Annotated in this window: 10 protein-coding genes; 3 read left to right on the top strand and 7 right to left on the bottom strand. The window is 54.1% G+C overall.

All coding sequences use genetic code 11. From position 1 onward, the window contains the following. Window positions 1–88 precede the first annotated feature (88 nt). The 7 genes from HCR03_RS10135 to HCR03_RS10105 all read right to left on the bottom strand — a co-directional run bounded on the left by HCR03_RS10135 (window position 89) and on the right by HCR03_RS10105 (window position 11479). Window positions 89–1159: a GntR family transcriptional regulator gene (locus tag HCR03_RS10135; RefSeq protein WP_066650332.1), complete on the bottom strand. Its 1071-nt coding sequence runs from the start codon at window positions 1157–1159 to the stop codon at window positions 89–91. A gap of 96 nt (window positions 1160–1255) precedes the next feature. After that, complete coding sequence (gene mmsB, locus HCR03_RS10130; RefSeq protein ID WP_066650333.1) at window positions 1256–2443, bottom strand: multiple monosaccharide ABC transporter permease; 1188 nt, start codon at window positions 2441–2443, stop codon at window positions 1256–1258. Beyond that, the gene (gene mmsA, locus HCR03_RS10125) at window positions 2440–3996 is read right to left on the bottom strand and encodes a multiple monosaccharide ABC transporter ATP-binding protein (protein ID WP_066650334.1); all 1557 of its coding nucleotides are present in this window, start codon (window positions 3994–3996) and stop codon (window positions 2440–2442) included. The genes mmsB and mmsA overlap by 4 nt, the downstream gene beginning before the upstream one ends. Before the next feature lie 88 nt (window positions 3997–4084). Further along, window positions 4085–5227: a multiple monosaccharide ABC transporter substrate-binding protein gene (chvE, locus tag HCR03_RS10120; protein ID WP_066650336.1), complete on the bottom strand. Its 1143-nt coding sequence runs from the start codon at window positions 5225–5227 to the stop codon at window positions 4085–4087. Window positions 5228–5873: 646 nt separating this feature from the next. After that, on the bottom strand, window positions 5874–8714 hold the full coding sequence (locus HCR03_RS10115) for a hypothetical protein (RefSeq protein WP_187034166.1): 2841 nt from the start codon (window positions 8712–8714) through the stop codon (window positions 5874–5876). 30 nt (window positions 8715–8744) lie between these two features. Beyond that, entirely contained in the window at window positions 8745–10817 is a 2073-nt protein-coding gene (locus tag HCR03_RS10110; RefSeq protein WP_156991250.1) for an efflux RND transporter permease subunit, read from the bottom strand. A 71-nt stretch (window positions 10818–10888) separates the two neighbouring features. Beyond that, the gene (locus HCR03_RS10105; protein WP_066650343.1) at window positions 10889–11479 is read right to left on the bottom strand and encodes a TetR/AcrR family transcriptional regulator; all 591 of its coding nucleotides are present in this window, start codon (window positions 11477–11479) and stop codon (window positions 10889–10891) included. 369 nt (window positions 11480–11848) lie between these two features. Here HCR03_RS10105 and HCR03_RS10100 point away from each other — a divergent pair, with 369 nt between their 5' ends. The 3 genes from HCR03_RS10100 to HCR03_RS20120 are packed head-to-tail and all read left to right on the top strand — an operon-like array spanning window position 11849 to window position 14269. After that, complete coding sequence (locus tag HCR03_RS10100) at window positions 11849–13360, top strand: FAD-dependent oxidoreductase (RefSeq protein ID WP_139104169.1); 1512 nt, start codon at window positions 11849–11851, stop codon at window positions 13358–13360. A gap of 56 nt (window positions 13361–13416) precedes the next feature. After that, window positions 13417–14172 carry a tocopherol cyclase family protein gene (locus HCR03_RS10095; RefSeq protein WP_187034165.1) on the top strand — a complete coding sequence of 252 codons (756 nt, stop codon included), beginning with the start codon at window positions 13417–13419 and terminating at the stop codon, window positions 14170–14172. Then, the gene (locus HCR03_RS20120) at window positions 14138–14269 is read left to right on the top strand and encodes a hypothetical protein (protein ID WP_267459175.1); all 132 of its coding nucleotides are present in this window, start codon (window positions 14138–14140) and stop codon (window positions 14267–14269) included. Before HCR03_RS10095 ends, HCR03_RS20120 begins: the two co-directional genes overlap by 35 nt. Window positions 14270–14423: the final 154 nt, after the last annotated feature.

The raw sequence follows: 14423 nt of genomic DNA, 5'->3' as shown, positions 1-14423 counted from the left end.
GATGACATAGTTTCTTAACTTTTAAGTTATACAGACAACTTGTGCGATCATTCCACCCGGCCAACGCTCCGGGCCGGAAGGGAATCCGTCAGAGCTGCTTTACCGAGGAGCGCTCCATCAGCTCAGGCTCAAATTCGACCGTCGCGGAAAAACGTGGGTCCGAAATCAGGTGAAGAAGGTTGCGCGCCGCCGTCTCGCCCAGCAGTTCCTTCGGATGAGAAACGCTGGTGAGCGGGACCTCGCACAGAGTGGCGAGATCGGAATTATCCACCCCGATGAGGGACACGTCGCCCGGGATGCCGACCCCCCTACTTTTCAGCAGACTGACCAGACTGATCGCAATCTGATCGTTGTAGCAGACGACGGAGGTGCAGCCATCGATCCGCGACAGGATCCGTTTCGCGTCGCCGGAAAGGGAAGAGAAATCCTCCGTGCTGTACCACAGAACGTTCTCATCCCGCAGGCCCAGGCCCGACCGGATCAGCGCGTCGACGTAGCCCGCGTAACGCCGGTGGCCCTGGTAATCATCCAGTTTGAAAATTCCGGCGATCCGCCGGTGTCCCTTCCGGATCAGGCAGTCGGCCGCCAGAAATCCGGCATTGTAGTCGTTCAGCGACACGTGCGGAAGATCTAGGGCCGGGTAAAAACTGTTGATGAAAATCATTGGGATTTTGTCTTCGTTTATTTTTCGATAAAGCTCCAGATTCGGATTCGGCAGGCCGCTTTTGGTCGGTTCCACAATCATGCCGTCGACACCCTTTCCCAGCATGGAGGAGATCACGCTGCGCTCGTTTTCCACTTTGTTGTGGGTAAAGGCCAACTGCATGGAATAACCGTTTTCGGTCAGGACTTTTTCAATTCCCTTGATGATGTTGGGGAAGATGTAGCTGCCCACATAGGTGGTTACAACGCCGATCGTCATATTTGGCTTTCTTGCGGAAGGGTCGAACACGACGTAGGTTCCGCTTCCCTGTCTGCTTTCCAGCAGCTTTTCCTGCTCCAGAAGCTTAATGGCCTGGCGGATCGTCTGCCTGCTGATTTCAAACATGCTGCTCAGCTCATTTTCAGAGTAGAGCTTATCCCCGTATTTTAATTCTTTTGTTTCTATCTTCTGCCGGATCCAGTTTACCAGAGTCATGTATTTTGGAATATCGGACATGTTTCCGCCTCCTAAAAGTCAAAAATCATCATACTTCATCGCTCTCTAATTGTCAATACAAGTAGGACTTTCAGACGGCGGGGAAACCGCTGGAGCTTACGCGTTTTTCTTTTTTGAAAGAAGGTCGACCGTTACGGCTCCGAGAAGGACAAGCCCCTTGACTACTTTCTGAACGTCGACGGACCAGCCGATCAGGGACATGCCGTTGTTTAGAACGCCCATGATCAAAGCGCCGACGACGGCTCCCATAATGGTTCCGCTTCCGCCCAGAGCGGCCGCGCCGCCGATGTAGCAGGCGGCGATGGCGTCGAGCTCGAAGCCGTCGCCGGCTTTCGGCGTTGCCGAAGCGTTCCGGGCGGAAAGCACGATGCCGGCCAGCGCGCTCATCAGTCCCATGCTGGTGTAAATCCAGAACATGACGCGCTGCGTTTTGATTCCGGAAAGCCTTGCGGCGTTTGCGTTGCCGCCGACCGCGTAGATCTGCCGCCCAGGCACGGTGTTGTCCGTAAGGAACGTGTAAATCACGATCAGAAGCAGCATAATGGCCAGAACGACCGGAAGGCCGTTGTACAGGGCGAGCTTAACCGTAAAGAAGTTGATAATGACGATAATGATCGCCAGCTTTGCGGCGGTCTGCCAAAGAGGCGGGACCGCAAAGCCGTAGGAGCTCTTTTTTCGCTGGGAACGGACCTCCATGAAAATCGCGAGCAGCGAACCCGCGAGACCCGCGAGAACGGACAGCATCTCAACTTTTGTTCTGCCGAGAAAATAGGTGTTGATCTCCGGCAGATAGCCGGCGCCGATGGTCACATAACCGGCGGGCAGCGGCCCTTTGGTCTGCCCGTTCAGCACGACGAGGGTCAGTCCGCGGAAGATGAGCATGTTCGCCAGCGTGACCACGAAGGGCGGAACCCGGAGGTAGGCGATAAACACGCCCTGCCACATGCCGATCAGCACCCCGGACAGTAGCACCAGAAGGAACGCGAGCGGGATGGACATCCCCAGGTCGAGCACAAAGATGGCGCAGATTGCCCCTGTGAAGGCGACCACGGAGCCGACGGAAAGGTCGACGTTTCCGGTCAGTACGCAGAGCAGCATGCCGACCGCGAGAATCACGACGTAACTGTTCTGCATGAACAGGTTGTTAATATTCATCGGGCTTGCGTTTTTCCCGCCTGAAAGCAGCGTGAAAATCAGGTAAATGACAATTAGGGCAATCAGCATTCCGTATTGCTTCGCGTTGATTGAGCCCGCCTTTTTCCTGGCGGCGGATTTTTCGCTCATATTGCCGGTCTCTCCTTTCTTGCATGGGCCAGAATCATCTTCATGATCGTTTCCTGCGAAAACTCCTCCCGGCTTAGTTCGCCGGCGATTTCCCCCTGGTTCAGCACGTAGATCCGGTCGCAGACGCCGAGAAGCTCCGGCATCTCGGAGGAGATGAAGATCACGGCCTTTCCCTGTTTTGCAAGTTCATTGATGATCTCGTAAATTTCATATTTTGCCCCTACGTCGATCCCGCGGGTCGGTTCGTCAAGAATCAGAAGATCGGGGCCTGTCATAATCCACTTGGAAAGCACGACTTTCTGCTGGTTGCCTCCCGAAAGGGCCCCGACGGTCTGCTGGACCGAATTCGCTTTGATATTCAGCTTTTTCCGGAACTCCTCCGAGGCGACGATTTCATCGTTTTTATTGATTACGCTTTTTCTGGAAAAACGGAACGGCAGGCTCGCGAGTGTCATGTTCCAGCGGATGTCGTTGATCAGCACCAGTCCGTATCCCTTGCGGTCCTCCGACGCGTAGGCAATCCCGTTGCGGATGGCGTCTTTCACGCAGCGCAGGCGCAGCTCCTTTCCGTCCTTTTTCAGGCTGCCGGAAATATTGCATCCGTATGCCCTGCCGAAAATGCTCATAGCAAGCTCCGTGCGCCCGGCGCCCATCAGCCCCGCGAACCCGACCACCTCCCCCGCGTTGACATGAAACGACACGTTGTTGATGACCGCCCTTTCCGGGTCGTCCGGATGGCGGACGCTCCAGTTTTTGACCTCGAACGCGACGCCGCCGATCTTTCTTTCCCGCGGAGGGTAACGGTTTGTCAGCTCGCGGCCGACCATGCCCTTGATGATGCGGTCTTCGGAGATTTCATCGATGCCTTTTTTCAGCGTTTCTATGGTCTTTCCGTCCCGGATCACGGTGATGCTGTCCGCGACGGAGCTGAGCTCGTTCAGCTTGTGGGAAATCATAATGCAGGTAATTCCCTGATCTTTCAGGCTCAGAATGATATGGAGGAGCTTTTGGCTGTCTTCATCGTTTAAAGAGGCGGTCGGCTCGTCCAGAATCAGGAGTTCTACTTTTTTCGCCAGCGCTTTTGCAATTTCTACCAGTTGCTGCCTGCCGATGCTGAGCTTGCTGACCGGAATGCTGATATTTTCCTCCGCTAAACCGACGCACTCCAGAATTTCGGCGGCGCGCTGGTGCGTCTTGTGCCAGTCGATGACGCCTTTGGCGGAGGTGATCTCGTTGCCAAGAAACACATTTTCCGCAACGGAGAGGTACGGACTCAGCGCAAGCTCCTGATGAATGATCACGATCCCGCGGCGTTCGCTTTCCCGGATATCGCGGAACCTGCACTCCGTTCCGTTGTACAGAATATCTCCGGTATACTCCCCGTAGGGATAGATACCGGAAAGAATATTCATCAGCGTCGACTTTCCCGCGCCGTTTTCCCCGCACAGGGCGTGGACCTCGCCGCGCTCCACGGAAAGGTTGACGTCGTCGAGAGCCTTTACGCCGGAAAATTCCTTCGTGATGTTTTTCATTTCCAAGATAATGTCGGACATGACGTTTCAATCCCTCTTTCCCCGTGATCGAATGGAAGATTTGGGCGGCAGCGTTCCGGCTGTCGCCCAAAACGATGTGGTTATCGGATCAGGAAATGTCCGACTGCTTGTAATAACCGGAGTCGATCAGTTCTTTCTGAATATTATCCTTGTCGATAGCCACGGGGTTGCACAGGTAGGACGGGACGACCAGCTTGCCGTTGTTGTAAGAAGTCTTGTCGTTGATTTCAGGTTCCTTGCCTTCCAGGACGGCCTGGACCATCGTGACGCATTTGGCGGCGAGCACGCGGGTATCCTTGAAGACCGTCATGGACTGCTTGCCGGATTGAATGTTCTTGACCGCCATGGTTTCGGCGTCCTGCCCGGTGATCATCGGCCACTTTTCGCCGACCTTGTAACCTGCGCCCTCCAGGGCGGCAGCGATGCCGTAGGAAATGCCGTCGAACGGGCTCAGTACGATGTCGACGTCCTTCCCGGTGCTGTAGTAGCCGGAAAGCAGGTCTTCCATCCTTTTCTGAGCCGTTTCCTGGCTCCAGCGCAGGATGCAGATCTTATCGAAGTCCGTCTGGCCGGAAACCACTTTCAGCTTGCCGTCGTCGATATACGGCTGAAGGACCTCCATTGCGCCGGTATTCAGGAAATGCGCGTTGTTGTCGTCCGGGGAGCCTGCGAACAGCTCGATGTTGTACGGCCCCTTTCCATCCTTGAGCCCCGCTTTTTCCTCTATGTATTTGCCGATCAGAGTGCCGACGCCCTTGTTGTCAAAGGTTGCGTAATAAGAGACCGCATCGGTGTCCATCAGAAGACGGTCGTAGGCGATGACGGGAATGCTGTTCTTTTTGGCCTCCTCCAGAACGTTGACCAGCGCACTGGAGTCGATGGAGGCGACGACGAGGCAGTTCGCCCCGCTGGTAATCATGTTTTCAATCTGGGAAACCTGCGCCTGGACGTCGTCTTCCGCATACTGCAGGTCTACGGCGTAGCCCAGCTTTTCCAGCTGGTCCTTCATGTTGTTTCCGTCTCTGATCCAGCGTTCGGAGGATTTGGTCGGCATGGCCACGCCAACTTTTTTGCCTTTGGCTGAGGGCGCTGCCGACGAGGAGGCCGCCTGGCTGTCTGTGCCTGCGTTTGCGGGGGCTGTGTTGGTCGGTGCGCTTGTGCAGGCGGCCGCAGAAACCAGCACGCACAGGCTGAGCGTTGCTCCGACGATGCTTTTCAATACACGGTTCATTTACACTCTCTCCTTAAATTAAAATCAGAAAGCCGAATTGTAAATACAAAAACGGCTTAAACCGCTTTAAAAACGATGCTGTCGGAAGTAATGCTGATTTTTATCTATATTTTTAACTAAAAACATCAATAATATATTCATAATATACATCTGCTTTTTTAAATTGTCAATATAAGTTTTCGATTATTTGTTAACAAATATAGTACAACTTTGTCCGCAAGAATTCACCTGTCTGAAAATAGTCACCCCCCGGCACAGCCGGGGGGTCTTCCCTATGCGGGCAAAGCCCTGTTTTACTGGCAGCGCCTCCAAGGCGCTCGGAGTTTTCTTACGCTTGCAACGAAACTTCTCACCCCCTGCCTCCTCCCGCAAACAAGACAAAACGAAAATCGAAAGCACATTTGGTGCGGAAGGGGACCGATACGGGAGGGGGCTGCGCCCCCTCCCTGCCAAAGCCCTTCTCGTTTCATGGAAGCTGCCTATTTTTGCTTTGACACCGAAACGGAAGGATTGTGGGTAAAGTTTAGCTTGCGTTTTTACTCACCGCTAAAGCTTTTTTGAACTCCCGGCATCGCCGGGAGTTTTCGCACTACAATAAAAAAATCCGCCGAATTTTTCGGCGGATTTGATCGTTAAAAAAGAATGGTTATAACAGATGGCTGATTGTGTTTGCCGCACTGTTCCAGGCGGAGCGGATCCATCCCCAAAGCCCGGACCCGGAATCAGATTTGCCGGAATTTTCAGCGGGCTGAACCGCTGCGGTTTTCACGGGCTCCGGCTCTTTGATTTCGGCGGTCTTATAAACAAACTTTACACTGGTTTCCGCTCCGTCGGCAACTTCGGTAAAGATTTTGTACTGGTCGGAAAGACCGGTATAAGCGTCTTTCTTATCCATCAGGGTACGCATGTGATCCGCCGTGCCCTTTTGCGTGAATTCGTCCAGATGATTGAAAGTATCCTGAAAGAGCGATACCGTATTCGGCTGGGTGGTCAGGCGGAAAATTTCCATAATATTTCTGTTGCTGCGGATGTCGTCTTCCATTTTGGTTAAAACCTGAGTGGTTTGCGGCATTTTGTGCAGGCTTGCGTTGACGGCCGGATCATCCAGCTCGGCTTTGATCGAGTCAAGAATCGGCTCTGAATCGTCGTAATCTTTCAGGAGAGAGGGGACCATGCCTCGGAAATTCTTGATTTTCGGGTCGTCGTTCAGGTTGATCAGGTCGCGCAGAATAGAGATATTGTCCGTATTGTCGTCCATATCGGTCTTCATACTTTTGAGCTTGCTGGCCCAGGTAATCAGATAGTCCATATCGTCTTTGTTCAGAAGGAGGTCTTCGGCGTCCTCAAAATCGTCTGACAATTTACCTGATCGATCGCTGTCCTCCAGATCGTCGACGTCATCCTTCAGGTCATCGATATTCCTCTTTAGTCCTCTCATGTCGGAAAGTGAGCTGGTCAGCTGTGCAGCATAGTTACTGCCGAGCGCGTTTGTCAGGCTGGTGCTGAGCCGTGCCGAGCTGCCGAGCAGCCCGTTGAGCGAATCCGTCAAGCCGGAAATGTTGGATTTATCCATCATGCCCGAGAGCAAGGCATTTTTAATCTTGTCGTCCTGCAGCAGGGAGAGGGTCTGACGCTGTGCTTCTTTTTCCGGCAGAAGGACGGCGGCGGCAGCCCCGGTCGTCTGTTCAATCGGGACGCCGAGCTGCTTTGCCAGCGGAAGCAGGGACTGCACCTCGATATTCTTGTTGCTGTCGGTGATCTTCGTCAGCTTCTGCAGGACCGCTGCTTGCTGCGCGGGAGGCAAAGTGCTCAGCACGGGGCCCAGAATGGACTGAACGCTCTTAAGCGGAATGACCGCCTTGGAAGAGGCGTCGCTGAGAACCGCCGCAGTCATCGCCTGTGTGATGCCGCTGATCTGGCTGGATGAAAGGCCGGATTTCTGCAGCATCTCGAGCAAGTCGGAAACCGGAATATAACCGTTTTGATCCTCCATGGCGACGAGCTTCTGGTTGACGGCTTCCTCGATAAGCTCCGGATGATTCGCCAGCAGAACCTCGATGATCTTCTCCACATCCTGGGCCTGCAGCTTAATGGAGGAAGAGAGCAGGCCGGAAGAGGAGAGCGAGCTCATGCTTTTCAGGGTATCAGAAAGAGAATCCTGAACGTCGGACCGGGTCAGGGCGGAAAGCGTGTCAACATTGTCGCTGTCCAAACGGTGCATGATATGCTTCGCGTCCTTCAGAATGTCGTCCAGATGGTCGTAATCCGAGTCATAATGATTCAAAACCTGAATCACGCGGTTCAGCTTTCCAATCTGGAAGGTTTCAATATCGTCGTAATCCTTAAGCAGGACTTTTGCCTTTTTTACGTTCTCGTCGGTCAGGCGGTCGTTCAGTCCGCGGATAATCTGATTATCCATAATATATTTCAGATCCGCTTTATCAATATCCGATGTCACGCGGTCGTAAAGGCTGATGTTCTGATCCGTCACATATTTCGGCATGACGTCGAGCGCGGCCGTGTCAAGATCGTAAAAATGGAATACGTCGTCCACGATCAGCCGGGCGGCTGCGGTGCGGTCGGGATTGGTGAAGAGCGAGCGGATGTCTTTATTCGGGTCTGCTTTTTCAATATTGTCCTGCATGCTGCTCAGCTTGTCGAGATCGTCCTTGAGATCATCCAGACTGGTTTCGTCGCCGAGCTCGTCTTGGTCCGGCAGCTCCGGCGTCGCCGCGATGGCGATTGAGCTAAGGGTAAAATCCTTCGCGTCCGCCGTGATGACAAGATCCTCCGGAATATCGATGGTGTCGAGCCCCTCCACCCCGCAGTTTTTCAGGTCGAGACTTTCCGAAAGGCCAGGCATGGAAAGAAACGTGACAAACTGGTTGTTCCCGTCGGAAATCACCTTGCCTTTGTTGACCGCAACGTTATTGAAGGTGTCGGAAGGCAGCGTGGCCGCCACAATCGCCGTCATGGGAGTATACATGACGACGTCTTTGCCGTCCACCTGAACCGTGTGCGCGTCCGTGTTTTCCAGATTCACGGTGATTTTCACCTTTCCGGATTTTCCGGCAATCTGTTCCGGCGTGACGGATTTGCCGTTCAGTTCGTAGGAGACAGTCACCTTTAACGGGGTCGCAGAGGTTGTCTTTCCCTGATAATAAACGTCGGCGCCGCTGTCGCCGCCGTTGAGCACCCAGGTCAGGTTATCCCCGGTTTTCAGCGGCTGGTCCGACGATTTGACGTTTTTGATATCGGTCAGATTGGACCGGTCCGCAATCCGGACGTTGCCGGAATCGGAGTGCAGCCAGTCGGAAACCGTGGTGCTCTGCACGCTTCCGGCCGCGCTCAGGTTGACGTAAACAGTCTCGTCTTTTTTGGTGGACTCCCCGCTTGCCGCGGCGGCCGTCGGCAGCGATACCGAGCAGATCAGGGCGAGAAGCAGGCAGCCGACCCGTCCGGCGCGGGAGTAAATTTGTTTTTTCATTGTAAAAACCTCCTTCGCACAAAAGGATTGTCATTTTGTATGGAAATGGTAGCTGAGTTTTTCAATAACCGGCTCGGTTACGTACAGCACCGCCGGAAGAACCAGAATAATGACAGCCGCGCTGATAATGGCGCCGCGCGCCAGCATCGCGCAGATATTCTGAATGATTCCCATTTTGGAAATTATCGAAACGCCGGTAGTGGCGCAAAAGAAAACCAGCGCGCTCGTAATGATGGAACGGAACGAGGAGGAGCTTGCGATTTTGATCGCGTCAAGGCGGTTCTTTCCGGATTTCAGTTCTTCCTGAAACCTTGTGGTCATCAGAATGGAGTAGTCGACGGTGGCACCGAGCTGCACGCAGTTGATGACGATGGGGGAAATAAAGGAAATGACGTTTCCGGTTAAGTACGGGATGCTTAGATTCAGGAAAATTGCCAGCTCTATGACGGCGACAAGAATTATGGGTACGGCGATGGAGCGGAACACCGCGGCCACGATAATCAGCATCAGGATAATGGAAATATAGCTGGTCACGGTGAAATCATGGTTGGCAATTTCAACCAGATCCTTTGTCAGGGCGCCTTCACCGGTCACCTGGGAAGTCGGGTCGTATTTTTTGGTAATCTTGGTAATTTGAGCGATCTGTTCGTTTTCCTCGTTTTCAGCGGCCTGGTACTGGGAGTTCACCATGACGATCTGCCGGCCGTCTTTTTTGCATATTTCCTTGACGCTGTCCGGAATAAAGTCGGACGGTACGGCCGGGCCGACCAGATCGTCGTAAGAAAGGACGGTTTCGATGCCGTTCAGCTTTTTAATCTCGTCAATCATGTCTTTTGTCTGATAAGACGGCAGGTTGTCGTCCAGAATAATGAAATGCGTGGTCGCCATGTTGAAATCCTGTTTCAGCTTATCGGTCGCAACCACGGAATCGGTGGTTGCGGGCAGCGTTTTGTCAATGTTGTAATAGACCTGCGTATGCGACTGCATGTAAAAGGTCGGTCCGATCAGCAGCAGCGCGGCCGCGACAAAAATGACACGGTGCCGGAGAATGAAATTCGAGCCCCTGTCGAACGGCGGGATCAGGATGCGATGCGTATATTTGTGAATCGGCTTGTCAAACAGAAGAATCAGGGAAGGAAGGACGGTGACCGTGCAGAACACGCCGAGCACGACGCCCTTCATCATGACGATACCGATGTCCTTGCCGAGGGCGAGGCTCATGAAGCACAGGGCCAGAAACCCGGCGACCGTCGTCAGGGAGCTGCCCGCGAGAGAGAGGAAGGTGCTTTGAATCGCGCTTGCCATCGCGTCGCGCCGGTCTTCGAATTTCGGCTTTTCCTCATCATAGCGGTTGATGAGGAAGATGGAGTAGTCCATCGTGACGCCCAGCTGCAAGATTGCGGCGATTGCCCTGGTAATGTAGGAAATCTCGCCAAGGAAAATGTTGGTTCCCATGTTGTACAGAATGGCAAAACCGATGCCCAGAAGGAAAACAATCGGCAAAAGCCAGGATTCCAGACAAAACGTCATGGCAACCAGGCACAGCCCGCCGGCCAGCAGCACGTAGTAGGGCATTTCGCCTTCCAGCAGATTTTTCATATCGCGCTGCATCGCCGAAAAACCGCTTAGAAAGCACTGCTTATTCAAGAGACTTTTGATTTTCCCGATGGCGTCGAAGGTCTCTTCCGATGAAGTGGAACCGTTATAGGTAATCAGCATCATGGTGGAGTCGGCGCTGTCGCTGTAAAACAAATCTTTTACGGTGTCCGGAAGCATTTCCTCCGGAACGCTCAGATCCGCCACATCGTCAACCCAGACGCAGTTATTGACTCCCGGTACTTCTTTGATTTTCTCTTTTAGGTCCGAAATATCCTTGCTTGACATCCCGTCAATGACCAGCATGGAGGTCGCTGCGTCGTGGAACGTATCCTCCAGAACATCTTCGCCCTTTACGGAATCCAGATTTTTCGGCAGGTACGACAGAATGTCGTAATTGACTTTTGTTTTGATAAATCCGAGAGCGCAGGGGATCAGAAGTAAAATCGCAATTCCGGTTACGATAGTGGGGTGTCTGGTGAGAATTTTTGCAAATCTGGAAAGCAATCGGCATCTCTCCGTTTCCTGTTAATGCTTTTTTGTTTGAGTGTATTCCGGCCGCGGCGAAAGGTTACGCCTCAGACGAGAATCTGTTCGATGGAACGGTACAGTTCCGGGCGAACCTCGTCAAAGCCGTACGGCATTTTCATAATGAGGGAGCTGTAGCAGACGGCGCCTACCATGCATACGATCAGATACAGGCGCTGCCCGGCCGCCTCGCTGGTGCCGCCGCGGAGCATGAAGTTTTCAACAAATTCTTTCCGAACGTCTTCCAGCTCGGTGCACCCGAACAGCCGTTCAAACAGCGTAGGGGAAAGGTTTTTGAAAACAAGCTCCAGAAACCGGGTGTCGTCGCGAAATGTTTGGATCAGGGAGTCGACAAAAAATACGACGCTCTGCTGAAAGCTCATCGGCTGCTCTTCCTTCTTTTTCGTCAGAGCCCGCATGGTTTCTTCCAGCAGCGCGGAGGTCTTCCTCAGAATCACTTTGTTGACCAAATCGTATTTGTCCCTGCAGTAAAGGTAAAACGTCCCTTTGGCCACTCCGGCGTGCCGTACGATTTCATCCACCACGGTGGCGTGCACGCCTTTTAAGGTAAACAGCTCATAGGCGGCGTCATACAGCCGGCTCATTTTGATTTTTTTGTTTTCCAACAGTTTTCCTGCCATTTGATACCGCCTTTTAAAAATGACTAATGGTCATTTTGAGTTTGTGCAGATAGTATAGATCAAAAATGACCGTTAGTCAATCTTTTGCGCCGAATTCAGTGTTTTTGCTAAATATGGTAAAATGAGTCCGGAAAAACTGGGCATTATCGACTCGTTCAGACGATGGATCGATTGCGATTTTACCGTTTATCTTTCATAACGATATTCGATTCCCTCCATATCCGAACCACCCGGTTTCCGGCTGGGCGGAAGCGGCGGGAATCGTTTAGAAGACTTTTGCGAAAGCACAGCGCGGCGGAAAAGGCCCCCTGTTCTCTTTTGGGTTCTGAATGATTTCCTGAAAACCGGTAAAAATAGGGAAAAAAGGATGTGATCGAAACAATGGAGGAGAACCGGTTCCAATCCTGCTGGCAGACGGTCGCGCCGCCGGAATTCCCAAAGCTTTCGGGCGACTGCAACGCCGACGCGGTCATTGTGGGGGGAGGACTCTGCGGCCTTTTGTGCGCGTATGAGCTGCAGCGCAGGGGAGTGCGGGATATCGTGATTCTGGAGGCGGGCAGGGTCCTGCACGGAACGACCGCGCGGACCACGGCGAAGATCACCTCTCAGCACGGATTAATCTACAGCTCTTTGGAAAAGGGAATGGGAACCAAAGCCGCCTGGCAGTACGCCAAGGCAAATGAAGAGGCGGTTTCCCGCTTTGCTCAGATTGTTCAGACGGAAAAGATCGACTGCGATTTTGTCCCCTGCGACGCGTATGTTTTTTCCTGTACGCCGGAGGGCGCGCAGCGGGTGAGGGAAGAGGCGGAAACGGCGAGGAGGCTTTCCATCGACGCGTCGTTTACGGACAAATGCGGCGAGCTGCCGTTCCCGGTGCAGGGGGCGGTTCGTTTTTCCGGGCAGGCAAGGTTTCATCCGATGAAATTTGCCTGCCGCCTAGCGGAGATTCTGCGGGAACGCGGCGTGAAAATTTATGAAAACACCCCGGCCGTCGCTCTGGACGACAACATGGTTCTGACCGGAGCGGGCCGCGTCTACGGCAAAAACGTTCTCATCTGTTCCCATTACCCGTTTACCAACCTGCGCGGGTTCTATTTTGCGCGGATTGTGCAGAATCGCTCTTATCTTGCCGCCTTGAAGGGCGCGCCCGAGCTTTCCGGCATGTATCTCGACTGTGAGGAAGCGGGGCTGTCGTTCCGCAGCGCCCGCGTCGACGGGGAACCGGTTCTGCTTTTGGGCTGGGGTTCGCATAAAACGGGACATGAGACGGACGTGTCCCACTACGGAAAGCTGGAGGAAGAGGCGCAGAAGCTCTATCCCGGCTGTTCGGTCGAATCCCGCTGGTCGGCGCAGGACTGCATGACAAACGACCATATTCCGATCATCGGCCGGTACCGGCAGTTCGGCGACCGGGTTTATCTGGCGACGGGCTTCAACAAATGGGGAATGACGGGCAGCATGGCCGCGGCCGGCATCCTCTCGGATCTGATTCTATCCGGCAAGAGCGAGGTGGCGGATGTTTTCTCTCCGGGAAGGTCGGACTTTCGCCTGCAGGCGGGCAAATTTTTTCAGGAGGCGGCCGACACCGCCGCGAATTTTTTTCACGGATATACGGAAATCCCCAAAGGCGGCGTGGCGCAGCTGAAAAACGACGAGGGCGGTATTGTGGAGTTTGAGGGCGCAAAGATCGGAGCCTACCGCGACACGGACGGCGGTCTGCACGGGGTCAAAACCGTATGCACACACATGCGGTGCCCTTTGAAATGGAACCCGGAGGAGAAAACCTGGGACTGCCCCTGCCACGGTTCCAGATTCGACGCGGACGGAAACATTCTGGAAAATCCCGCGTTCCTCCCGTTGGATAAGAGGGGGCCGGACTGACGGATAAGGGCGCGCGTCGGTTCGAAGGTTGGTATTTCAAGCACAGCGCGGGGGGGATGGTCTACTCCTTTATTCCCGGCCTTTCCGCCGCTCCGGACGGGAGACAAACGGCCTTTCTCCAAGTGATTTCTCCGGAATGGTCCCGCTTTTTCCGTTATCCGGCAGAGTCCTTCCGCGTCGAACGGCACCCGCTTCGCGTCCGGGTCGGGGACAGCGTATTCGGTGAAGCCGGAGCGGCGGTTTCCATCCTTCAGGACGGGATGCGGATTTCGGGCGAAATTGCGTACTCCGCATTTCAGCCGATCCTCAAAAGCTTATACTGCCCCACCGTGATGGGACCCTTCTCCTATCTTTGGTTTTTGGAGTGCAGTCACGACGTCGTCAGCATGAGCCATTCGCTCAAAGGGGAGCTGAACGTCAACGGCGAGACGCTGGACCTGACGGGGGGAACGGGTTACCTGGAGCGGGACGCGGGAAAGTCTTTTCCCAGGGCGTGGGTCTGGTACCAGTCGAACTGCTTCTCCCGCCCCGGGGACGGAGTCATGCTCGCCGCCGCGCGGGTGCCGATCGGTCCGTGGGCATTCAACGGGCTGCTCGGCGTGTGCAGGGCCGGCGGCAGGGAGTACCGGCTCGCAACTTATTTCGGCGGCGGGGTTGGAGCGGGTGCAAAGAAAGGGAAACATCGTTTGTATTTCCGCCCGGCAGGGAGAACGCCGCCTGGAAATACGGGTCCGCGCCGGAGCGAGCCGGGAACTGAAGGCGCCGCTGCTGGGGGATATGTCCCGCGCGATCCGGGAGTATCCCTGCTGTGACTCGGCGGTTCGCCTGACCGAAGGGAAAAAGGTCCTGCTGGAGGACCGGGGCGCGTGCGCCGGGTTGGAACAGGTCGGAGGTTTGGACGAATTCTGAAGAGACCGGCGGAAAAATGATGGGGCTGTTGAAATGAATTTGCTATAGCAAGCTGCACAAATCAGCGGCCCGGAAAATAAGAAAATGCGCCCTAAACCGGCGATTCAAGCCTGATTAAGACGCGTTTTTATGCGAAATTTAGAAACTATTTGCG

The organism is Caproicibacter fermentans (assembly GCF_014303955.1).
GTDB classification, from domain to species: Bacteria; Bacillota; Clostridia; order Oscillospirales; family Acutalibacteraceae; genus Caproicibacter; species Caproicibacter fermentans.
Note: the sequence above shows the minus strand (reverse complement) of the source record. Positions and strands in the feature narration are given on the sequence as shown.

What these genes read in the sequence shown, in the direction of transcription:
- HCR03_RS10135 (WP_066650332.1), bottom strand. Translation starts at nt 1,159, where the DNA reads ATGTCCGATATTCCAAAATACATGACTCTGGTAAACTGGATCCGGCAG.
- mmsB (WP_066650333.1), bottom strand. Translation starts at nt 2,443, where the DNA reads ATGAGCGAAAAATCCGCCGCCAGGAAAAAGGCGGGCTCAATCAACGCG.
- mmsA (WP_066650334.1), bottom strand. Translation starts at nt 3,996, where the DNA reads ATGTCCGACATTATCTTGGAAATGAAAAACATCACGAAGGAATTTTCC.
- chvE (WP_066650336.1), bottom strand. Translation starts at nt 5,227, where the DNA reads ATGAACCGTGTATTGAAAAGCATCGTCGGAGCAACGCTCAGCCTGTGC.
- HCR03_RS10115 (WP_187034166.1), bottom strand. Translation starts at nt 8,714, where the DNA reads ATGAAAAAACAAATTTACTCCCGCGCCGGACGGGTCGGCTGCCTGCTT.
- HCR03_RS10105 (WP_066650343.1), bottom strand. Translation starts at nt 11,479, where the DNA reads ATGGCAGGAAAACTGTTGGAAAACAAAAAAATCAAAATGAGCCGGCTG.
- HCR03_RS10095 (WP_187034165.1), top strand. Translation starts at nt 13,417, where the DNA reads ATGGTCTACTCCTTTATTCCCGGCCTTTCCGCCGCTCCGGACGGGAGA.
- HCR03_RS20120 (WP_267459175.1), top strand. Translation starts at nt 14,138, where the DNA reads ATGTCCCGCGCGATCCGGGAGTATCCCTGCTGTGACTCGGCGGTTCGC.